We start from the raw sequence: 20290 nt of genomic DNA on the forward strand, positions 1-20290 counted from the left end.
AAAGTGCTGTATTGGGTGGCCACAAAGTGCCCAAGGGGACAATCGTTGCACTATTTGAGATCGATCATATTCGATACGGCGGTGGTAATTCTGACGCTTGCCGTGTCGCTGACGGTGCCGTTCATGTGGCTGTTCAATGCCAGCAGCCGGACTGTGCGCGCGGTCTCGCAAGTCTGGGTCAACGGCATCATGTTTCTGATGAAGCATGTCGTAGGTCTCGACTACACGGTGCGAGGGCGCGAGAACGTGCCCGACGGTCCCTGCGTCATTGCCTGCAATCATCAGTCGCTGTGGGAAACCGCGGCGCTCTGCGCGCTTTTCCCGGACGCCAGCATCGTCGCCAAGAAAGAGCTGCGCAAGGTGCCGTTCGTCGGCTGGTTCCTGGAGCGCTATCCGATGATTTTGGTCGATCGCTCGGCGGGCCGCCATGCGCTGCGCCAGATGGTCGATGAAGCCAGGCGAGCGGCTAGCGAGGGCCGTCAGGTCTTGCTGTTTCCGCAAGGCACCCGCCAGGCGATCGATGAGCAGATGAGATTCCAGTCCGCAGGCATCTCGGCGCTCTACACCAACCTCGACATATCAGTCGTTCCGGCGGCGTGCAATTCCGGACTGTTCTGGGGCAAGAAGACCCTGATCATGCACTCCGGCACCATCACGCTGTCCTTCCTGCCGCCGATCGCGCCGGGCCTGCCGCGCAAGGACTTTCAGGAAAAGATGGAGCGGATGATTGCGGAGGAGGCGAGCCGGCTGCTCACGCTGAGCGAGGCGAAGGTTTCGCGCTAGCCCGCGCGACGCGCAGCAAGCCAGCCAGCAAGGGGCGCCAGAAACGCCAGGCACCAGACAAACTGCGCAACCCCCGGCGCGGCGAAGGCAGCAATGACACCAAGCACAAACACGAACACCGGAAACAGCGCCGTCACCAGCAATTGCGGATCGTGGCGGCCCCGCAGCGCCAGAACCCACAACACCGCGTTCACCGCTGCGATCGCCAGCAGGTGAAAGCCGTAGATCACCGCGATCACACCATCGAGCCGGTAGACACCGTAGAGGCCGTTGGTCACCGGCAGCATGATGATCGACAGCAAGAAAAGCAGATTGAGAAATACCACGCCGCGCCCGCCTTCCGGCGCCACCGCCAGCCGCCGGTGATGGCTGAACCAGAACACGCCGGCGACCACGAAGCTGATCGTCAGCGCAATGACGGGCTGGGCGTAGACGCGAAGCACGTCGTGCCAATCGGGCGCTTGCGTGAAACTAGAGGCCTTTGGCAGGTCATAGGCGAGCAGCGTCATGGCAACGCCGAAGATCGTGTTGCTCAGCATCTCCAGCCGGCGCATTTCGAACAGATGGATTTGCGGCAACTTGGCCCCTTGCATCATCAGTCCGTCTTCGCTTTCGCCACACCCAAGCTACGCCGGACACGCTTCGGCCTGGCGGCCTTCGCGTGGCTGCGCCACGCGTAGCCCGTCAGGGCGAAGCGTGGTGCGGGCGGCCGGACTCGAACCGGCACAGAGGTCACCCTCCGAGGGATTTTCTTACCAGCTACGGCTTTCGCCGCCTCGCCAGCGTGGACATCCGCGCTGGCTCGTTTGTGGTCTGGACTATACCTTCACCATTGGTGCGTTCGCGCCTTTAGGTGCTGCCCGTCTAGTCTCTACACCTTCGCACGAACCGTGAGGTCTGGGCGCTTGGCTCGGGATTGCCATGTGAAAGGTTTCCCCGACTTTGAGCAGTTCTACAGCTTGGGTTTCCCCAAGAGCACTCAAGCGTTTAAGTCCCTTGCGTCTACCATTTCGCCACGCCCGCTTTCACTACCAAATCAGATACTTAGCGCGTTTTCCGGAGAGGTGGAATTGGGATAATCTCCGGCCCGAACGCTCCCCACCTTTAAGTGAGCGCGCGCGCAGAAGCAAAGCCTCAATGCGGACACTTGGGGTGTTTACCTGCGGCAAGCTTTAGGCAATCTCAAGATAATCCGCTTAACGAAGGTCCGATGCCCAACTCGCTGTCCCATCGCCGGTTATTCTCGCGCAGCCTCGCGGCGCTGGCGCTGGTTGCGCTCGGCGCCGGCCTGTCCGGTTGCGCCGGGATGAGCGACACCATTTCGCCGGCCTTTGCCGATCCCGCCAAATACGATCTCTACGATTGCAAGCAGCTCGAGCCCGAGCGCAAGAACCTCGCGGCGCGCACCGCGGAGTTGCAGGGGCTGATGACCAAGGCCGAAACCGGCGTCGCCGGTCCCGTGGTGGCGGAGCTCGCCTACCGCAACGACTACATCGCGTTGCGCGGACAATCGAAGCTGGCCGATGAAGCCTGGCAGAAAAACCGGTGCCAGGAATCGAAACCGGAAGCCAGGCCGGCGCCGGTCCCGCCATCGATCGCACCGGCTCCCGCTGCCAAGAGCCGTACGAAGGCAAGCCCGGCGGCAAATTAGAATGCTATCGGTTGCGGCCTCGAACTTCGCTCTACACCCGCCAATTGTAAATCCAGTCCTGCCGCGCCAGCATGCGCTCCGGGCCCATCGCCTTGATCGCGAGGTCGCGCGCCAGGGCCAGCGGTCCGGTGAGATGGTAGATGCGTCCCTGTTGTCGGGCCGCACGCCGCACCCGCAGCACGCGGCCGCGCCGCTGCCGGCCATAGCGCTTCAGTGCCGCCGGGGTGCCTGCAATAGGATCGCCCGGGTTTTCGCTTAAGCATTTGGCGAGCACGGCGGCGTCCTCGATCGCCATTCCTGCGCCTTGCGCGGCAAACGGCAGCATCGCGTGCGCGGCGTCGCCGAGCAGCGCGATCGCGCCGTCGGTCCATTCGCGGATACCAGGCAGCGTGAACAACGCCCAGCGCCGCCACTCGTCGACGGCCCCAATCAGCATCCGCGCAGTCGCGGGCCAGCGCTGCGAGGCGAATGCGTTCTTCAGTTCGTTGGCATCGCCGGGCGCGCTCCAGCCCGGCCTGTTCCAGGTTCCCGGCACGATAGCGACCACGTTGATCTGGCGCGCCGCCGAGATCGGATAGGCGACCAGGTGCGCGTCCGGCCCCATCCAGAGCTGCACCCGGGCGGCGGTATATTCGCGCGGCAGCGCGGTCGCATCGAGGGTTCCGCGCCAGGCAATCAGGCCGGAAAATTGCGGTTGCACGTCCGGGAACAGATGGTTCCGCACCGTGGACCAGATGCCGTCGGCACCAACCAGCGCACCTGCCAACTCCTGCTGACGTGCATTGCCGTGGCGTTGCACTACAGTCAGCCCTTTGGCGTGCGAGGTCACGTCTTCGAATTGGCAACCAAGTCGCAGGTCAATGTCCGGATGGTCGTTTACCGCCGCCTGCAGGGCGCGTTGCAGATCGGCGCGGTGCATCACCCAATAGGGTGCGCCGGCGCGCAGACCGGCGGCCTCGCCAAGCGGCAGGCGGGCGATCTCACCGCCCGCACGCGCGCTCACGATACTAATGGCTTCGGGTGTCACGGCGCTTGGCGCAAGCCGTGGCCGCAAGCCGAGGTCGATCAGGATCCGGCTGGCGTTGGGCGAAAGCTGCAGGCCGGCGCCGGCTTCCTCCAGCCGTTCGGCCTTTTCCAGAATGATGACGCGAAAGCCTTTGGCTGCGAGCGAAAGCGCTGCCGTCAGTCCCCCGATCCCGGCACCAGCAACGATGATGGTGCGCGCGGCGGCCACCGAAACGTCAGGCGACCTTGTCCCTCAGGACGCATTCCGGCGGGCGGGCTTCGCCTGCGGCGAGGTCGGGGGCAAAGCGGTAAAGCGTCGAGCAGTAGGGGCAGATGATCTCGTTGTCGTTGCCAAGGTCGAGAAATACGTGCGGATGATCGAACGGCGGATTGGCGCCCACGCACATGAATTCCTGCGAGCCGATCTCGATCACGGAGACTCCGGCGTCGTTATGGAAATGCGGGACGACATGGTCGGACATCAGCTTCACCTTGGATTTCAACGATGAGCGCACGCAATCAACGCGACGCGGCAGCTTCGAAATGCCGCGCACCATAGTGGGGGGTGCCGATGATTCCTAGAGCCGATTCGGGATGTCCCCGCCGCACATTTGCTCATGCAAATTCGACACAATCTTGTCGTCGGAGAAAAGCCCTTCTTTCGTCGGGGCAGTTGTGTCTTAAAAACGGCATACCATCTTGAGAAAGACGAAAACATTGGACTTTTTTGGATGAGGCGGTTGCGGTTCGGTTCGGCTCTGGCAGGGGCGCTGGGATGCTTGGCGCTCAGCGTGGCGGTGTGCGCGGCGCTGTGGCCGCACGCCCGCGAGGCCGGCGCCATCCTGGCCGCGCAGGACGATCCCGCGACACTGTCCGACATCCAGATCAACTCCGCGTTGCGGGCTAACCACGCGCTGGTCGCCGAGAATATCGAGGCAGCGCTCGCGGCGGGGGATCCCGATCTCGCCCACAGCTTCGTCGAACTCGCCCGCGACAAAGGCATTGCCGTGAGCGACGAACTATCGAAGCGGGTCAGCGATGCCGTTATCGACGCAGGTTCGGCGTCGCATTTTGCCAAACGCTTTGCCACGGGTTTCGTGGTCGGCAATGCCGATGATGTCGCAAGCCTGTCGGGTACGGTTGCCGGCGATCTCTTCGTCTACGGCGATATCAGGGACGTTGTTCGCGAAGGCAAGCACCTCGCGACGGGCGAGGACGTGGACCGGCTGGTGCTGGGCCTTGCGACGGTCGGCCTCGCAGTGACCGCCGCGACCTATGTATCGGTCGGCGGTGCTGGTCCGGTGCGCGCCGGCCTCAGCATGGTCAAGAGTGCCCGCAAGGTCGGACGTCTTGGCGAGGGGCTGACGCAATGGGCCGGCCGCTCGGCGCGCGAGGTCGTCGATGCGCCGGTGCTGCAGCAGGCGGTCGCGAAGGGCTCGGTGCTGCGGCCCGGCCAGACCATCAGCGCAATCAAGGCGGCCTTCCGGGCCGAGAAGGCCGGCGCGTTGGTGCGTCTGGCGAAAGATGTCGGACGCGTCGGCGAAAAGGCCGGCACGCGTGGCGCGCTCGACGCACTGCGCATCGCGCAAGGTCCGAAGGATATCGCCCGCGCCGCGCGGCTTGCCGAATCCAAAGGCGGCCAGACCCGCGCGATTTTGAAAGTGCTCGGCCGCGGCGCGCTGCTGCTGGCTGCCGGCACGTTCAATCTGACGATGTGGGTATTCGGCGCGCTATTGGCGCTGTTCGGATTTCTGTCGTCAATCAAGGCGACCACCGAACGGGCGACCGAAGCGTGGCTTCGCCGCAAGAAAGTGCGGCGCTTGAGAAAGAAGGCGGCGGCAGCATGCTTGCCGGCCGCTCCGGCGCTGGCGGGCGCTGCCGCGCACGGCTAGACTTGCGGCCATTGCAAGGCCCCCGTCCATTTCCAATCCCCCGAAAAATGGAACTGATGATGCCGAGTTTTCACAACGGCGCTGTCGAAATTGCTTATCTCGACGAAGGCGAGGGCGATCCGATCGTCCTCGTGCATGGTTTTGCCTCCAGCAAGAACGTGAACTGGGTTTATCCGACCTGGGTTTCCGATCTGAGGAAAGACGGCCGCCGCGTGATCGCGCTCGACAATCGCGGCCATGGCGATTCCGAAAAGCTCTACGATTCCGCTGCTTACGAAATTGCGATCATGGCGAGCGACGTCATTGCGCTGCTGGATCATCTGGGAATCGAGCGTGCCGACATCATGGGCTATTCGCTGGGATCGCGAATGACGGCGATCCTGGCGCGCGAGCAGCCGCAGCGGCTGCGCTCGGCGATTCTCGGCGGCATCGGGATCGGACTGATCGAGGGCGGCGGTCCCGGCGAGAACGTGGCCATCGCGCTGGAAGCGCCGTCGCTGGAGGACGTCACCGATCCGGTCGGCCGCACCTTTCGCGCCTTCGCCGATCAGACCCGATCCGACCGCCGCGCGCTTGCCGCCTGCCTGCGCGGCTCGCGGCGGCTGATGACATCGGATGAAGCCGCCGGGATCCGCGTGCCAGTCCTGATTGCGGTCGGCACCAGGGATGAAATTGCCGGCTCAGCCGCGGCGCTCGGAAGGATCATTCCGGGCGCGGAGGTGCTCGACATTCCGAACCGCGATCACATGCGCGCGGTGGGCGACAAGGTCTACAAGGTCGGTGTCATCGATTTCCTGTCGCGACGGCAATGAGCGGTCGCGCGATGATCCTCAGCGGTGAAATGCCTGATCGCCGCGATCAGCGCCACCGTGGTTGCAAGCCCGGCGAAAATGTCGGTCAGGAGCGTGCTGGCAAGAAAAGGCAGCGAGGTGGTCAGGGCCAGCACGAAGCTCATGGCCAGGAGCCGCAACGGCTCGGAGATACCGAGCACGCGGAGCGTCAGCTGCAGGATCCACAGCGTCGCCAGCGCGTTGATCCCGAGGTTAATCCAGAAGCTCGAATCCTCGCCGAAATGAAGATAGAGGCCAAAAGTGGTGGAGCGGCTGGGGAGCAGGTGGCCCTCGTACCACCGGGCCAGATAGCCGCCGGTGTCCCACTGGAGCAGGGAATAGCCATTCCACAGGGCAGGGGCCAGCAACATCAATGGGATGGCGATGGCGGCGATCGAGGCCTAGCGCGAATTCGCAGCAGTACGCGCCCGCAATATCTGCGTGCTGATGTGGCTTCCCCCCATTTTGGGCCAGCATCCGCCGAATGGCAGGTCCGCCGAAATTCACCAATAGTCGCAGGCCCCGCCGGCTTGATTTCCTGCTATCGCTGACCACCTTGAATTGACCCCACGGCATTCGGAGGCGGTTTACTTTGGCCTGCGCCTGCCCGGGACAGAAGTCCGCCCGCCGTGCTATAATAGTAACGAAATCAGCGAATTTGCGAGAGCAACCATGGCAGTGCATCAGGTCAATCCGCAAGCATCGAAGCTCGCCGCGCTCGATCCGATCTGGGACCGGGTGCGGGGCGAGGCGGAGGACATCGTCCGCCGCGAGCCGGAGCTAGCTTCCTTCATCTATTCGACCGTCCTGCACCACGATCGCCTGGAGGAATCGGTCGTGCATCGTCTCGCCGAGCGGCTCGATCATTCGGCGCTATCGGGCGATTTGATCCGGCAGACCTATGATGAGGCGCTGCGCGACGAGCCCGATCTCGGCAATGCGTTCCGCGCCGATCTGGTCGCGGTCTACGACCGCGACCCCGCAACCTCGCGCTTTATTGATCCGTTGCTCTACTTCAAGGGTTTTCACGCGCTGCAGACCCATCGTCTGGCGCATTGGCTCTATCAAAAGGGCCGCAAGGATTTTGCCTATTATCTGCAGAGCCGCTCGTCGGCGGTGTTTCAGACCGATATCAACCCTGCCGCCAAAATCGGCCGCGGCATTTTCCTCGATCACGCGACCGGCTTCGTCTGCGGCGAGACCGCCGTGATCGACGACGACGTTTCGATCCTGCACGGCGTCACGCTGGGAGGCACCGGCAAGGAGAATGAGGATCGTCATCCCAAGATCCGCCGCGGCGTGCTGATCGGGGCAGGCGCCAAAATTCTCGGCAATATCGAGATCGGCCATTGCGCGCGCATTGCCGCGGGCTCGGTGGTGGTCAAGCCGGTGCCGCACAACGTCACGGTCGCCGGCGTCCCCGCCAAGATCGTCGGCGAGGCGGGCTGTGCCGAGCCGTCGCGCACCATGGATCAGATGCTCGGCGCTATCGGGCTTTGATTTTCCTCACTTTCTGCCAGCCGTATTTGTGAAGTTACGGCTGGTAGTCTGCGCCGTCTCGTCCTAAAAACCTCCCGGAAATTTAAAGAATCCGATTGGAGACCGCCGTGGACGTTCAGGAAGTCAGGAAGCTCGACGCCTATCTCAAGCGCGTATTCGGCAATCCAAAGATCCGCGTCGTGCCGCGGCCGAAAAAAGACGACTCCGCCGAAGTCTATATCGGCGAGGAATTCATCGGCGTGTTGTTCGTCGATGACGAGGACGACGATCGCTCGTTCCAGTTTCAGATGGCGATCCTCGAAGAAGATCTCGCCGACGTCGGATAGAGTGCGTGCGGCGTAGGGTGGGCAAAGCGTAGCGTGCCCACCAACTTGTTTTCTTAGTCGTGAATTACGAAATTGCGCCTTTGCCCACCCTACAAGGCTGCGAAATCGAGCCTAGTCCTTCGGACCGCGCATTTGCGCCGTCAGGCGGTCCATCGCATTCGCAACATCGCGCCATTGCGACAGCCAGCTCCGCGGAAAGCGGAACGTCAGGTCGGCGCCGTCGACGCGACGCTCGCTCAGGCACATGCCGGGCGTCAGGCCATCGCGCGTGCAGCGCGCGTTGAGGCTAGGAGCGCCGGCCGAGAACAGATCCTCGTTGGCGTAGGGCGAGCCGTCGCGGAAGGCGCGCATCGTCAATCCGTCGTCGATCGGTGTTGTCTTCTGTTCGAGGTAGCGCGGGTAGATCGTGCGCACCCGCGTATCCGGCGGCAGCGTGTCGTGGTGGGCCGATATCGAGACGAAGATCCGGTCGATCGGCTGCACCTTCTCCTCGATCGTATCGGCGCTGACGTGCTTCGGCGCATCCGGTGGTTCAAGCGACGGGAAGACGAAACTGAGATCGACCCGCTCCTGCGGCCCGGAGTGGCGCTGGATCTTGCGGCGGATTGCTGCTGTCGGCACATTGAAGAGCGTGGCGCCGACGCTGACCGGCAACCGGCCCGGAGCGCTGGCGGGCCGCGCTACCCAGGTTGGCCACAGCAAGTAAGCGACAAGTGCAGCGGCGCCCGCGGTGATGGTTACGGCGACCATGATGAGCATCATGTGCGAGCGCGGATCCCTGCGGGTGTCGCGGGCGAGGTGCTGGGCCGTCGAAAGCAGGGTCATGAAGGAAGCATCGGTGGGTTCGAGGCTCGGGCACGATCCCGAGAGCTAGGCGAATCATTCCGCGAATATGCCATGGGCAGCGCGATTTCCGCATGATTTCGCGGGAGTTCGGCTGCTGTAGCTATGCGCAAACGAGGTCCTGGCGGATCGTTGTTAACCCTTCCTTAAGGATGCTGTGGCGGCCGCCGCCCAATTTTGCGAAAGCAGGGGCGCGGTTTGTCGAGTACGGGAAGTTGTCATGTCGCCCGATGCGTTGAATTCCCTGTTCTCCCTGTGCATCGGCTTTGCGCTCGCAGGCGCGCTCGCCAGCGGCTATCAGGCAATGGCGGCGCGGCCGGCGGGATTCGGGCTGCTTGAGGAAGGCGTGGCGCCGAAGACATTTGCGGCCGTGCCGTTTCTGGTTTTCGCCGCACCCTTCATCATCATGCGTAACACGCTGCGCGGCGCGAAGATCGAGCGCCGCCGCTTCGAATTCGTGATGATGGCGACCGTGCTTTCAGGTTTCTGGAGCATGATGTCCGGCACGTTCTTCCTGATGACGCTGCGAGCCGCGGGCGTGCTGGCCTGAGGCTGGCGGCCTGTTCGCTTGATCCCGCGCCAGCGGCTGTGCCAAGGTCTCTGCCAACGGAGACCTTTTTGTTATGGCGATCTACGAACTCGACGGACAGGGGCCTGAACTCCCCGCAAACGGAAACTATTTCATCGCAGACACCGCCGTCGTGATCGGCAAGGTGCGCCTGCTGGATTCCGCCAGCGTGTGGTTCGGCGCAGTACTGCGCGGCGACAATGAGTGGATTGAAATCGGCGAAGGCTCCAACGTCCAGGACAATTCGACCTGCCATACCGACCGCGGCTTTCCGCTCACGATCGGCAAGAACTGCACCGTCGGCCACAATGTCATCCTGCACGGCTGCACGCTCGAAGACGACGCGCTGGTCGGCATGGGCTCGATCGTCATGAACGGCGCGAAGATACGCCGCGGCAGCATCGTCGGCGCGGGATCGGTTATCACCGAAGGCAAGGAATATCCCGAATATTCCCTGATCATCGGCTCGCCCGCGCGCGTGATCCGCACTTTGTCACCCGAGCAGGTGACGGCGATGGGAAGTGCTGCGAAATTCTATGCGCTCAACGGGCCGCGGTTTAAAAACGGACTGAAGAAGATCGGGTGAAGACAGTCCTCTTCGGTTCCGTCTCGGCGGTTTCGCGAGAACGGGGCCTCCGAGGAGTATCTCGCTGACGCTTCGCTAACCGTCATGCAGGGGAACCATCCATGGCCGTAGCCCGCGGTTGCAACCTTAAGCTTATGATAGCGCAGGTGCCTTAGGCTCTATCGTTCGGGAGCGATGGCCGACGGATGCACCAACCCTGAAGCCCGACCTCGCAACTGCCGGAGGCCGGATCGATGAAAAGAATGATGGCTGGGCTCGTCGGTTGGACGAGCGATCTCAGCGTTACCGAGAAAATCTATGGCATCGCCGCCGGGTTGATGGTCGTCACGACCGTCCTAATGGTGATGTCGATCCAGTCGGTACGGCTGCAAACCGGATATCGGCACCTGCAGGCATCGTCGGCCCAGGCCGCAGCCAACGTGAGCCAAGCCAATGGTCTCATCTACGCCATCGTCATGGAATCGCGCGGCATCTACATGTCCACCGACCGGGCGAAGGTGAAGCAGTACGGCGACGAGCTCTTAAAGCGCAACCGCGAACTGACCGGCGTGATGGAGCGGTGGAAGCAAACGGTCCGCGCTGACGACGTCGAGCAGTTCACGGCTTTCAAGCGACGCATTGACCAGTTTATCGAATTCCGCAAGGAGCTCGTACGACGCGCGGTCGACATCAGCCCGGCGGCTGGCCGCGAATGGGGCGACAACGACGCCAACCGTGCGCCGCGTACGCAGCTCAGCAACGACCTCGAGGCGCTGACGCGGATCTACAACGAACGCACCGTCGAGGCCGCGGCGCTCGGCGACCAGGGCCGCTATGCTGCCTTCTATCTGTTCGCGCTCGGACTTGGCGCTCTGATATTTGCCGCACTCAACGTACTCGTGATGCGACGCTCTGTCGTCCAGCCGTTGCAGGAAATTACCGAGGCGACCGACCGCATCGCCGCCGGCAACGTCAATAGCTATATTCCGCATTACGCCCGTGCCGACGAGATCGGGCGTCTGGCCTACGCCGTTCAGAATTTTCGTGACGTCGTGAGCCGCAACTTCGAGCTCGAGGAGCTCAAAGCCGGTACCGCGAAGCAGCGCGATGCTGCCATCGATCAGCGCGACAGGTTCAACGACAAGTATCAAGCCACCAAATGGCAACTGACTGCGGCCATCAACAGCATGCCGCAGGGCCTGGTCATGCTCGACGGCAAGGCGCAGGTCCTGGCGCTGAACGACCAATATCGAAAACTCTACGGCCTGCCGGTGAAGATCAAGGCCGGATCGTCGCTGGAGGAGATCCTGCAGCATCGGGTCGACAGCGGATTGTTCAAAGGCGACATCAAGCAATATCTCGCAGCGATCATTGATCGCATCGGAAAACGGCAGCCGACCTGCTACGAAATCAGCCTCACCGACGGCCGCGGGATCAAGATCCACGAGCGTCCGATGGACGGCGGCGGCTGGGTGTCGGTGCAGGAAGACGTTACCGCACAAAGGAAAGGTCAAGCCATTCTGGAGCGGACGGAAGAGTTTCTGGCCGCGATCGTCGAAAACATACCCGAGGGGATTCTCGTCAAGGACGCGCGCAATCTGCGGTACCTGTTCGTCAACAAGGCAGCCGAGGAGATGATCGGCATGTCGCGTGCGGAGATCATGGGGAAAACACCCCGCGAGCTGTTTCCGGAGTCGGCTGCCGAATTGATCGAACGGCGGGATCGGCAGTTGCTGGAGCGCAAACAGCAACTCGAAACGATCGTCGATACCGTCGACAACCCCGTCAAGGGCCGGCGCACCATTGCGGTGCGGCGGCTTCAGATCGGCGGGCCCGAACGCGAGTCCCATTTGTTCGTGAGCATGGTCGAGGACCGGACCGGCCAGACCGATATTGCGGCCCCGACCGAAGCTGCGGCGTAGAAGCTTTTCGGTTCTGATTGAATCAGAGCCGGGCTTTAGACTTTGTTTTGACGCGTTTTCTTGACGCGAAACGTTCTAACGATCGCAAACGTTCCAGGCGGCTCAGCCGCCTTCACTTTCGTTCGCCTCGCGAGGGCCGGCGACCTTTTCATGGCCCGCGGCCCAGAGCGCATGCTCCTCGCTGCCATTCTGATATGGATTGGCTTCGGCCGGAATGTTCAGGCGCGCGGCGCGCTGGCCTTGCTCGAAAGGGTCCGGGTCGGAATTCATGATGGCGTCCTTCCGGTTTTCGATCTCGTCTTCCGCGCCGTCCCAGCCTTCGAGAGCCCGGCGCTTCTTTTCAGCGCATCCTTGAGGTCGATGGGGATGCCGTGCTTCTTGAGCAGATCCGCAAAGGCCTCGTCGGCCAATTCCTGAAACGTCGCCATCCGGTCGCGCGCAAGCTGCTTGAGCTTGTCGAGCGTGTCATCGTCGAAGGCAATCAATTTGCGCAAATCGTGGCCAGTCCGGCGTCGAGCGGATGTGAATGAATGATCGGGCAGGGGAATCGTTCCGGGAGGAACAAGGGTACGGGTGCGGTCGTTGCTTCGTAAAGGAGATTTCCGATGAAGCTATCATCTGCGGCCGCCGCAGTTGCGGCCATCACAATCCTGATATCGCCGGTCACTTCGTTTGCACAGAGCAGCGGCGGCGCCGGCGGAGGTGCAAGCACCGGCGGCGCCAGTGCAGGCGGTGCGGCAAGTGGTCCTACCACTGGTAGCAGCACCGCCGCTGGTTCTCCGAACGCGGGCTCTGCGGGCGCGGGCTCGCAAAGTGTCACAGGCGTGCCGCCAGGTCCGGCCAGCCCCGGCGGGTTGAACAATGCGGGCGAAGATCCAAGCGGCGCGGCGAACCAGCCCAGGCTAGCGTCGCCGCCTGCACCGGGCACCAACAGTGCCGGGACCGCCCAGTCGTCAGGCAGCGGCGTAACGACGGGCACGGGAAGATCGGCAGGAAGGGGAACGGACGTAACGGGCCCGCAGACCGGCGATGACGCTGTGATCAACGAAGAAAACAAGACGATCGATCGCAAGATAAAGGGCATTTGCCGCGGCTGTTAATCGGTGCCAGAGCGACGTCCGGTCGCAGGGCAACGAGCAAAATAGCACCAGCTATCTCCGAGAACCCGCTCTAGATTTGACCCGGGATCCGCGAGGATCCGACGCGGACAGCGTCGAGCACTTCAAGGGCAAATCGCGGGGGCGATACGCTCGGGCGTTTTCCAGAGCCGACGCCGTATTTCGATCCATCCGCTGATATGCCGCTGGCATCGCATCAGGGATGTTGAACATGCTCACAGTCCCAGCATTGACGTTGTTATTCCTTTGTATCGTGGTTGGGCTGGGTGCGGCCTTCGTCTGGATGTTCTGGGAGTTCGAACAGAGGATGGCCAAGCCGCGCCAGATGTCCAAGCCGTATCGCAAGAGCGGTCGCGCCGGATAGCTGATTTTCGACAGGATCGCGCGCAGTCATGTTGCACGCGATCTCTGCGGCCTGCCATCACAGCGGGCTGCACAGCCAGGCCTGGATTCTGGCGCGTATCGGTGCGGGCGTCGGTGAGCTATTGGATTGCAGCGGCGGCCGTTGAAGGGGGCACAAAAGAACAAGGCCGTCGACGCAGTATACCGTCAACGACCTTGCCAGCCCCGGATATTGAAATCGGCTCACGCCATCCGGTGAATTACAGGATGCCCGGGATTTTTCCGGCCATGTGTGAACCAGTTCACAAAGGCGGAAAAAACTTGCGGCAGGACGGGCCGAAGCGATGGAAAATGTCCCGTCAGCCAGCCGCGCGGCGGAATGCGGTGGGGCTGGTCCCTATGCTTAAGGGCAATATCGTCGGATTGCCGGAAGCAAGCGGTGCGGATCGCGTTGGCATCGGCGGTCGCGCCAGCCGTCAAACGCCGACCAGACCGGTCAGCCCCGCGCCTTGGCGCGGCTGCGATTTGCGCTTCGGGCCGCGCGGGGCTTTGCCTTGGCTGACCGGTTGCGGGGCGCGGCAGCCGCGGCGGGTTCGGAGGCCTGCGCGCTGGCAAAGGATTGCCGCAAGCCATCGATCGCTTCTGTCAGCGTTCCGACCTGCTCGGAAAGCTTCCTGGTATCGGCCTGCTGCGCGGCGAGCAGGCGGCGCACGGTCTGCAACTGGTCCTGCACCACCTGCAACTGGTCGATCGATTCCTGCTGGGTCGCTTCCAAGCCCTTGGTCTTCTCGACCAGTTGCTCGGAGGCTTGCGCGGCGCGCGCCTGCAACAGGCGGGTCGCGGCCGCGCGATCGGTTTCGGGGGCGCTGCCCGTATAGGCGCGCCACAGGGCGATAGAGCTTACGCCAAGCACGACAATGACGAGAGCCGCAGCAGCGATCGCAATCGGCTGGCCGCCGAAACGCGCGACGGGGCTGGCACTCCGGGGGGCGAGTTCGATCATGCGACTGCAAATCCGGACGTGATTTCAATGTCCTCAAATAGCACAGCCGCGCGGCCGCACAAAACCGGGATTTGCCGGGCGGGTGAGGAATTCCGGTCAAGCCCTTGAGAATCAGGCTTTCCTGGCGGCGGCCATCGGAGCCGGATGTTCAGTGCTATCGGATATGCGACTTGATGAATTGCCCGGCGCAGGCCAGCGCGCGGCGCCCGTCTTCGAGTTTGGCATTCCAGACCGGCCAGGCGTGGATCATGTGTGGCCAGATCTGCAGCGTCACATCGACATCGGCCGCCCCCGCGGCCTCGGCAAGCTGCGTGGCGTCCGCCAGCAAGGTCTCGGCTGATCCGACCTGAATCAGGAACGGCGGAAAGCCGGTGAGATCGGCGAATAGCGGCGAGATCAGTGGATCGCGGCGGTCGATGGGTGGCGGCGCGTAGGCATTCGCGAGCTCGGCCAGATAGGCCTTGCGGATCAGCGGATCGATTGCGTCCTTGGTTAGAAGCGTCTTGCCTGACATCGTGAGGTCGGTCCAGGGCGAGACCAGCCAGATGCACGCCGGCAATTCCTCGCTGGCGGCGCGCAGCCGATCAAGCAGCCCGAGCGTCAGGTTGCCGCCGGCGCTGTCGCCGCCGACCGCGATGCTTGCCGCGGCGATGCCTTGCTTGCGCAGAAAATGCCACGCGGTCAGTGCGTCTTCGTGGGCGGCGGGGTAGGGGTGTTCGGGCGCGCGCCGGTAGTCGATCGCGAGGGTGCGGGTGCGTGCCGCGCGTCCGGCTTCCGTCACCAGGCGGCGGTGACTGACAATCGAGCCGGAGCAGTATCCGCCGCCATGGAAGTACAGCAGCACACGCGATGTGTCGCTGCCCGGCGCGATCGACCACTCGCCGGCGACGCCGGCACAATCGACCGGCTCGCATTCCACGTCGGATGCCACCGGCCAGGTCGATCCGACTTCGTCGAGCCGCTGCCGCCGTTCCGCCCATCCGACCGGCCGCGGCTTCGAACCCAGCAATGCACGGATGGCGTCGATCTCGCTGTGAGCCAAGGTACGTTCTCCGGCCGCGGCGGTCCATCATTGCACATCGGTCGTGCGGTGCAAAAGATCGACAAGGCCGGCCAGGCCGCGCCGGTCCGCCAAAAATTTTTATCCGCACCCTTGAAACCAAATCGCGGTTTTCCAATTTTTTTGCTGCCGCCGATAGGCGGCGGTCCGGGCGCCTTTGGGGCCCGGTCCTGGGACGGGCACCGGTCGTGTCCGGTGCCGCTCGTATCCAACTTGCTCCATGGAGGATTTGGCTATGCGCACCTACGACTTTACGCCGCTTTGGCGTTCGACCATTGGCTTCGATCGCCTTTTCGACCTCGCTGAAACCGCGCAACGCATGGGCGAGGATAACTACCCTCCCTACAACATCGAACGTCTGGGCGAAGACCGCTACCAGATCTCGCTCGCGGTCGCCGGCTTCTCGACCGATGAGATTTCGGTCACCGCCGAGCAGAACACGGTGACGATCGAGGGCCGCAAGGCCGACAAGGGCCAGCGCGAATATCTCTACCAGGGCATCTCTGCGCGTCCCTTCAAGCGCCAGTTCAGCCTTGCCGATCATGTGCAGGTGAAGAGCGCGTCGTTCGAGGACGGTTTGCTGCGGATTGAGCTGTTCCGGGAGGTCCCGGAAGCGATGAAGCCACGCCGCATCGCCATCAATGGCGTGACGCCGAGCAACGTTCAGCAGATCGAGGCGAAGGCGGCCTAAGGCCGGCTCGCACCGCGCGAAAGGACCGGAGGCTCCCGCCCGGGCATTGCGGGCGGGAGGCGATTTTTACCTTTTGGGGAGGATGAACCGATGATCGATCAGGCGGACAATATTTTTGATCTGAATGCCGTTCTGCATCCGGCGACCGTGTTTGATCACCCGCGCGATGTGGTCGCCGACGCGACGCTGTCGCTGAGCGAAAAGCGCGCGATTCTGGCATCCTGGGCCTCGGATGCCGCGGCGGTGACGTCGAATCCCGCCCTGCGTGAACTGGCGGGCGCGAGGCGCGTCGTGACCATCGATGAGGTTCTCGAAGCGCTTTCGATGCTCGACCGCAAACCGCCGGGATCGCCAGGCGGCAAGCCGATGCGGCAAAAATCGACCTCGCGCGTGGCGCTGGCGGCGTAGTCGTCAGAAAAAATCGTCAGAACAAAATATGACAGGGCGCGGCGGCCCCTAGGGCCGTCGCCCATCGCTTGCGCCCGTCGAAATCGCTGTCAGGCCGATTTGCGGTGGGCTATCTCCGTCAGGACTCGATCAGCCACAGCCTTCAGGCCGCCAAGAGTGGTATTTCCCTTCCTGGCAGCTTGAATGAGTTTCATGGCAATCTTTTTTCGGGTTTCGTGGTCGCCACCGTGTTTCAATCCCCTGCAGGCTTCTTCCAGAACCACATCCAGATTTGCTGCGGTACGGTCGTCCACATGGATCATCTTGGGCCTCCAAGCGGCGAAAATAGAGGACTAATTTGAGCGACAAGCCGACGGTCCTGTCTGTCTGCTAGTGGGCATATAAGCGATTTTAAATGCTCGCAACTTCCGGAGGCCTAAGGTCATCCATTATCAACATACCCACCGGCGCCGCAAAAAAGGTGCGGCCAGGCTTTGGGGGAAGCCTGGCCGCGCGCGAACCGGTCTGGGACGGGGAGGGGTGGGGATGTGACCGGGTCGCGGGTCCGTAAAATCCTTCTCTCGTTATCGATCGCGTGACGAGGCGGTGGCGACCGCCGGGCGACTGTCACCGAGCGAGACCCATATGTTCGGGTCGCTCTGCGACTGACGCTTGACAAAGCGGTAGCCGGTCTCGGTCCAGGCCAGGACGTTTTCGTTCTGGTTGTCGAGAACGAACTCGCCCTTGTCGGTCTTCACGGTCAGCACCGCGTGGCCTTCGCCCTTCTTGTCGCGCACCACCGTGATCAGCAGCGCCTCGCGCGGCCATCCGGCGTCGATCAGCATCTTGCGCTTCAGAAGCACATAGTCCTCGCAGTCACCGTAACCGTCCGCCGGCAACGACCACTTTTCGATCACACCCCAATGATCCATGTCGGTGATCGGCTTGATGGCCTCGTTGACCCATTTGTTGACCCGCAGCAGATCGCGCCACGCCGTCTGCGACATGACGATGTCGCGCGGCTGTGAAGCGCCGCCGCGGCACTCGCCCGCGTTCTCGGCGCAGAATTCGACCCAGCCGATCGGCGAGCGCGCGGTATCGCCAAGGCTGGCATAGACTGCGTCGCCGGCTTTCGCCGGGACGCACATTGAAGCGCTCATTCCCAACAGGACGGCGATCACCGCCAGTCCCTTCCCCTGTCCCCTGAACAACATTGTGGCCCCCGTTTCTTGTTGGGACCACGTTTCGCACAAAGGATTTGCGCCGCCGCTAAGTCAGGCAAGTACATTTGACGCGAATACTAGTAAAGCTGGCGGCTAATTCGATCTATACTTGAATCTAATTCGAATAAAATTTGAAACAACTGCAATTGATTCAAATTTTATGGATTAACGCTTGTAACGCTACAGTAGTAGGGATGGCGCGGGCAAAAACCCCCCACATTAACCGACTTTGGCCGGTGCCGGACGGCGAAAAGGCGGCATCCGGCAACCCGGATACCGTCTCTTGAGGTTGAAAGTCGGGGATTTTTGGCGGCTGGTGCTTTACCGCGCGGTAACCGCGTCTTCGAGCGCCTCGGCGACTTGCTCGTGGACGAACTCGAGCGCAAAGCCTTCTTCGAGGTTTCGCACCACGCGGGACTGCACCTTGCCGAGCATGACCAGCGACTTCAGGGGCGGGCGGTTCTCCGCGGCGATCGCAGCGCCCGACAGCGACAGGTCGATGATGCGGCAGGTCATCTTGCTACCGTCCTCGAGGGTCAGCAGCGCAATCGGGTTGCGTGGCACGATGCGGTCGTGGCGGCGGTCTTCCGGCAGATTGAGGATATCGCGGTTGGCGAGCCAGGTGAGCTGGGCGGCGAGCTTGTCGCGCTTGCGCGCGGTGGCGCCGACCGTCATGGCAAAGCCGTTGTCGATGATGCGGGTGATCTTTCCCTCGACGCGGCCGATGTGGTCGAGATAGGCGATCACGCGGTCGCCGACATTGCCGATGCCAGGTGCCAGCAGCGCCAGTCCCCCCGGCGACATATTAATGATCTGGCAAGGAAATTCGCGGCGATCCGGCAGCATGTAGCGGCCGAGCAAGTGAACCTTGACGCGCTGGAAGCGCCGCCGCTCCTCCGCGGACGGCACAATGGTTGTTTTCTTTTGCGCAAACGACATCTTCGCCACCAGACAGCCGGTCCTTCGGCGTCAGGAAGACCCTACGGCCGACAGGGTTAACGATGTGTTAGCGGCGGTGGCATGAGGCGCAGGCACTCACGCGGCCTGCGGTCGCGGCGAGGTAATCCGGTTGTATCCCCACAACAATACTGGACAGGCAAGCAGGGCCACCGTCCCGAAGTCGAATGCCGCCGCGGCGCTGCCGCTCCATTTGGCGATGGCGCCGGCAACCGCTGGGCCGAGCATCATTGCGGCGTAAAAGACGGTATAGAAAATGCCCATCCCGATCGCACGCGTCTGAGGCTGCAACACGCGTGCGGGCAGGCTCATGATCGGCCCTGCGGGCAGGGCGCTGATCAAGCCTATCATGATTACGAGGGGAAGCACTGCCGTGCTGCGAGGCAGCACGAGCATCAAGAGCGCGAACACGACGCACCCGATGACAAGCACCGATTGCGGTCGCTTGGTCCAATCGGCCAGAAATCCGCCGGCCGTTCCGCCGAGCGCCGCGAGCCACAGCACGATGCTGATGGCCGAGCCCGCCGCCGTGATCGTCCAGCCGCGTTCGACCAGCAGGGTAGGGCCGAAACTGAAAATCGTCGCGAACCCGATGTTGAAGAGGCCCCAGGTCAGACCGGCGATGATCACGGCAAAGAGGGTGTTGCGGTCGAGCCGTGAGGCGGCCGAAGGCGCGGCTGCAGCAGTTGACGGCGATCGATAGACCACAACAAGAAGCAGCATGCCGAGGCCGATCAGCGAGGCAATCGAAAGATAGGCTGCGCCGACGCCATAGGCGGTGCCAATCGCGGGCAAGGTCAAGAGCGAGATGGCGATGCCGGCCGGCCACGAATTGACGAAGATGGCCATCGCGGTCGCGATTTCCCTGCCGGCGAACCAGTCGGTCACCATTTTCGTCAGCAAGACGTTGAGCAAGACGCCGCCACCGCCGGCGATCAGCCGTCCTGCGATCTGCCAGCCCCAGGACTCCGAGACCACCATGACCACCTGGCCGATCAACATCAGCACCAGCGCACCTGACACGGTGGCCTTGTCGCCAAGCCTTTTTCCGATCGCGCCGCCCGGCAGCGAAAGCGCGACTCCCGGCGTGAAATAGAGGCCGATCAGGAGTCCGATATCGGCAAGGGTGGCATCGAATTTGGTGCCGAGCAGCGGCGCAACCGCAGCGACGCTCTGAAACTGGAACGCCATGGTGAGCCGCACGGTGAACAGAACGGCCAGAATGCCCCAGCGATTGCTCAACGCTCGCTCCTCGACCGGGTAGACCGACACTGCGTCGATGCTGGCGCAGTTATTGCGGGTCGCCTATTTCCGTACCAGTTGATTAAGGTCCTGCTTGATTGTGTTCAGCAGCGACTCCAACCGTTTTTGCCGGAATGCAAGTTGCTCCGGAGCAACTTCAACCGGACGCGCACGCATAGCGGTTCGAACCTGCGGACGCCTCGGAACTACAGAACGCACAGGTTCTTCAGCGTGCGGCTCGCTTTTGACGAACTCGCCATGCAACACGTCATTGCGCCGTCCCATCAGCCAGAGGATCGCCCAATAGGATAGTGCGAGAAAAATTACGCAGAAAATACCGATCTCAAACATAGCTCACATCCAATGGGCCAAGTATCTCTGG

26 protein-coding genes and 2 pseudogenes are annotated in these 20290 nt (G+C 62.6%); 12 read left to right on the top strand and 16 right to left on the bottom strand.

The features are described 5' to 3' along the window. The first annotated feature begins 45 nt into the window (after positions 1-45). Positions 46-783, top strand: coding sequence for a lysophospholipid acyltransferase family protein (locus RX328_RS20485; protein WP_213245764.1), 738 nt, complete (start codon positions 46-48; stop codon positions 781-783). Here RX328_RS20485 and RX328_RS20490 read toward each other — a convergent pair. Together RX328_RS20490 and RX328_RS20495 are read right to left on the bottom strand one after the other, a co-directional pair. Continuing rightward, positions 780-1379 carry a TMEM175 family protein gene (locus tag RX328_RS20490; protein ID WP_249725975.1) on the bottom strand — a complete coding sequence of 200 codons (600 nt, stop codon included), beginning with the start codon at positions 1377-1379 and terminating at the stop codon, positions 780-782. The genes RX328_RS20485 and RX328_RS20490 overlap by 4 nt on opposite strands. A gap of 101 nt (positions 1380-1480) precedes the next feature. Then, positions 1481-1579, bottom strand: a pseudogene (locus RX328_RS20495). Between the two features lie 414 nt (positions 1580-1993). Here RX328_RS20495 and RX328_RS20500 point away from each other — a divergent pair. Continuing rightward, positions 1994-2434 carry a twin-arginine translocation pathway signal gene (locus tag RX328_RS20500; RefSeq protein WP_213245762.1) on the top strand — a complete coding sequence of 147 codons (441 nt, stop codon included), beginning with the start codon at positions 1994-1996 and terminating at the stop codon, positions 2432-2434. A gap of 31 nt (positions 2435-2465) precedes the next feature. Here the strand turns inward: RX328_RS20500 and RX328_RS20505 are convergent, their stop codons facing one another. After that, positions 2466-3668 carry an FAD-dependent monooxygenase gene (locus RX328_RS20505; RefSeq protein ID WP_213245760.1) on the bottom strand — a complete coding sequence of 401 codons (1203 nt, stop codon included), beginning with the start codon at positions 3666-3668 and terminating at the stop codon, positions 2466-2468. A gap of 7 nt (positions 3669-3675) precedes the next feature. Beyond that, positions 3676-3921: a zinc-finger domain-containing protein gene (locus RX328_RS20510; RefSeq protein ID WP_213245758.1), complete on the bottom strand. Its 246-nt coding sequence runs from the start codon at positions 3919-3921 to the stop codon at positions 3676-3678. A gap of 249 nt (positions 3922-4170) precedes the next feature. Between RX328_RS20510 and RX328_RS20515 the strand changes: the two genes are divergently transcribed. Both RX328_RS20515 and RX328_RS20520 read left to right on the top strand, forming a co-directional pair. Then, positions 4171-5331 (top strand): hypothetical protein, encoded by a 1161-nt coding sequence (locus RX328_RS20515; RefSeq protein ID WP_213245756.1) that lies wholly within the window; start codon positions 4171-4173, stop codon positions 5329-5331. Positions 5332-5390: 59 nt separating this feature from the next. After that, complete coding sequence (locus RX328_RS20520) at positions 5391-6143, top strand: alpha/beta fold hydrolase (protein WP_213245754.1); 753 nt, start codon at positions 5391-5393, stop codon at positions 6141-6143. 44 nt (positions 6144-6187) lie between these two features. Here the strand turns inward: RX328_RS20520 and RX328_RS20525 are convergent. Continuing rightward, positions 6188-6532: pseudogene (locus tag RX328_RS20525) on the bottom strand (hypothetical protein); the annotation flags it as partial. A gap of 301 nt (positions 6533-6833) precedes the next feature. Between RX328_RS20525 and cysE the strand changes: the two are divergent. Both cysE and RX328_RS20535 read left to right on the top strand, forming a co-directional pair. Continuing rightward, the gene (cysE, locus tag RX328_RS20530) at positions 6834-7661 is read left to right on the top strand and encodes a serine O-acetyltransferase (protein ID WP_213245752.1); all 828 of its coding nucleotides are present in this window, start codon (positions 6834-6836) and stop codon (positions 7659-7661) included. A gap of 107 nt (positions 7662-7768) precedes the next feature. Then, positions 7769-7987 carry a DUF3126 family protein gene (locus tag RX328_RS20535; RefSeq protein WP_025590201.1) on the top strand — a complete coding sequence of 73 codons (219 nt, stop codon included), beginning with the start codon at positions 7769-7771 and terminating at the stop codon, positions 7985-7987. A gap of 111 nt (positions 7988-8098) precedes the next feature. On the opposite strand, the gene RX328_RS20540 is transcribed toward RX328_RS20535, so the two are convergent. Further along, complete coding sequence (locus RX328_RS20540; RefSeq protein ID WP_213245750.1) at positions 8099-8812, bottom strand: hypothetical protein; 714 nt, start codon at positions 8810-8812, stop codon at positions 8099-8101. Between the two features lie 238 nt (positions 8813-9050). Between RX328_RS20540 and RX328_RS20545 the strand changes: the two genes are divergently transcribed. The 3 genes from RX328_RS20545 to RX328_RS20555 all read left to right on the top strand — a co-directional run bounded on the left by RX328_RS20545 (position 9051) and on the right by RX328_RS20555 (position 11885). Beyond that, on the top strand, positions 9051-9380 hold the full coding sequence (locus tag RX328_RS20545; RefSeq protein ID WP_213245748.1) for a DUF6949 family protein: 330 nt from the start codon (positions 9051-9053) through the stop codon (positions 9378-9380). A gap of 73 nt (positions 9381-9453) precedes the next feature. Beyond that, a complete protein-coding gene (locus tag RX328_RS20550) occupies positions 9454-9984 on the top strand; it encodes a gamma carbonic anhydrase family protein (protein ID WP_057843886.1) in 531 nt (176 codons plus the stop codon). Between the two features lie 233 nt (positions 9985-10217). Continuing rightward, positions 10218-11885 (top strand): PAS-domain containing protein, encoded by a 1668-nt coding sequence (locus RX328_RS20555; protein WP_213245746.1) that lies wholly within the window; start codon positions 10218-10220, stop codon positions 11883-11885. A gap of 102 nt (positions 11886-11987) precedes the next feature. Here RX328_RS20555 and RX328_RS20560 read toward each other — a convergent pair whose 3' ends face one another. The 3 genes from RX328_RS20560 to RX328_RS20570 are packed head-to-tail and all read right to left on the bottom strand — an operon-like array spanning position 11988 to position 12864. Beyond that, the gene (locus RX328_RS20560) at positions 11988-12155 is read right to left on the bottom strand and encodes a hypothetical protein (protein WP_213245744.1); all 168 of its coding nucleotides are present in this window, start codon (positions 12153-12155) and stop codon (positions 11988-11990) included. After that, entirely contained in the window at positions 12152-12379 is a 228-nt protein-coding gene (locus RX328_RS20565) for a hypothetical protein (RefSeq protein ID WP_213245742.1), read from the bottom strand. The genes RX328_RS20560 and RX328_RS20565 overlap by 4 nt, the downstream gene beginning before the upstream one ends. Beyond that, positions 12367-12864, bottom strand: a complete 498-nt coding sequence (locus RX328_RS20570) for a hypothetical protein (protein ID WP_213245740.1) — start codon at positions 12862-12864, stop codon at positions 12367-12369. The genes RX328_RS20565 and RX328_RS20570 overlap by 13 nt, the downstream gene beginning before the upstream one ends. Before the next feature lie 350 nt (positions 12865-13214). Here RX328_RS20570 and RX328_RS20575 point away from each other — a divergent pair, with 350 nt between their 5' ends. Further along, a complete protein-coding gene (locus RX328_RS20575) occupies positions 13215-13367 on the top strand; it encodes a hypothetical protein (protein WP_213246363.1) in 153 nt (50 codons plus the stop codon). 474 nt (positions 13368-13841) lie between these two features. On the opposite strand, the gene RX328_RS20580 is transcribed toward RX328_RS20575, so the two are convergent. Both RX328_RS20580 and RX328_RS20585 read right to left on the bottom strand, forming a co-directional pair. Continuing rightward, a complete protein-coding gene (locus RX328_RS20580) occupies positions 13842-14348 on the bottom strand; it encodes a hypothetical protein (RefSeq protein WP_213245738.1) in 507 nt (168 codons plus the stop codon). Between the two features lie 154 nt (positions 14349-14502). Next, positions 14503-15390, bottom strand: a complete 888-nt coding sequence (locus RX328_RS20585) for an alpha/beta hydrolase (protein WP_213245736.1) — start codon at positions 15388-15390, stop codon at positions 14503-14505. 253 nt (positions 15391-15643) lie between these two features. On the opposite strand from RX328_RS20585, the gene RX328_RS20590 reads away from it, so the two are divergent. Further along, complete coding sequence (locus tag RX328_RS20590) at positions 15644-16099, top strand: Hsp20 family protein (RefSeq protein WP_213245734.1); 456 nt, start codon at positions 15644-15646, stop codon at positions 16097-16099. Positions 16100-16189: 90 nt separating this feature from the next. Beyond that, the gene (locus tag RX328_RS20595; protein ID WP_213245732.1) at positions 16190-16507 is read left to right on the top strand and encodes a hypothetical protein; all 318 of its coding nucleotides are present in this window, start codon (positions 16190-16192) and stop codon (positions 16505-16507) included. 89 nt (positions 16508-16596) lie between these two features. Here the strand turns inward: RX328_RS20595 and RX328_RS20600 are convergent, their stop codons facing one another. The 5 genes from RX328_RS20600 to RX328_RS20620 all read right to left on the bottom strand — a co-directional run bounded on the left by RX328_RS20600 (position 16597) and on the right by RX328_RS20620 (position 20259). Then, positions 16597-16809, bottom strand: a complete 213-nt coding sequence (locus tag RX328_RS20600; protein WP_213245730.1) for a hypothetical protein — start codon at positions 16807-16809, stop codon at positions 16597-16599. Between the two features lie 261 nt (positions 16810-17070). After that, positions 17071-17700, bottom strand: coding sequence for a transglutaminase-like cysteine peptidase (locus RX328_RS20605; RefSeq protein ID WP_213245728.1), 630 nt, complete (start codon positions 17698-17700; stop codon positions 17071-17073). 330 nt (positions 17701-18030) lie between these two features. After that, complete coding sequence (locus RX328_RS20610; protein WP_213245726.1) at positions 18031-18648, bottom strand: PilZ domain-containing protein; 618 nt, start codon at positions 18646-18648, stop codon at positions 18031-18033. Positions 18649-18744: 96 nt separating this feature from the next. Then, positions 18745-19908, bottom strand: coding sequence for a CynX/NimT family MFS transporter (locus tag RX328_RS20615; protein ID WP_213245724.1), 1164 nt, complete (start codon positions 19906-19908; stop codon positions 18745-18747). Positions 19909-19971: 63 nt separating this feature from the next. Beyond that, positions 19972-20259 carry a hypothetical protein gene (locus RX328_RS20620; protein WP_213245722.1) on the bottom strand — a complete coding sequence of 96 codons (288 nt, stop codon included), beginning with the start codon at positions 20257-20259 and terminating at the stop codon, positions 19972-19974. Positions 20260-20290 lie beyond the last annotated feature (31 nt).

The sequence above is a fragment of the Bradyrhizobium sp. sBnM-33 genome, assembly GCF_032917945.1.
Classification (GTDB): domain Bacteria; phylum Pseudomonadota; class Alphaproteobacteria; order Rhizobiales; family Xanthobacteraceae; genus Bradyrhizobium.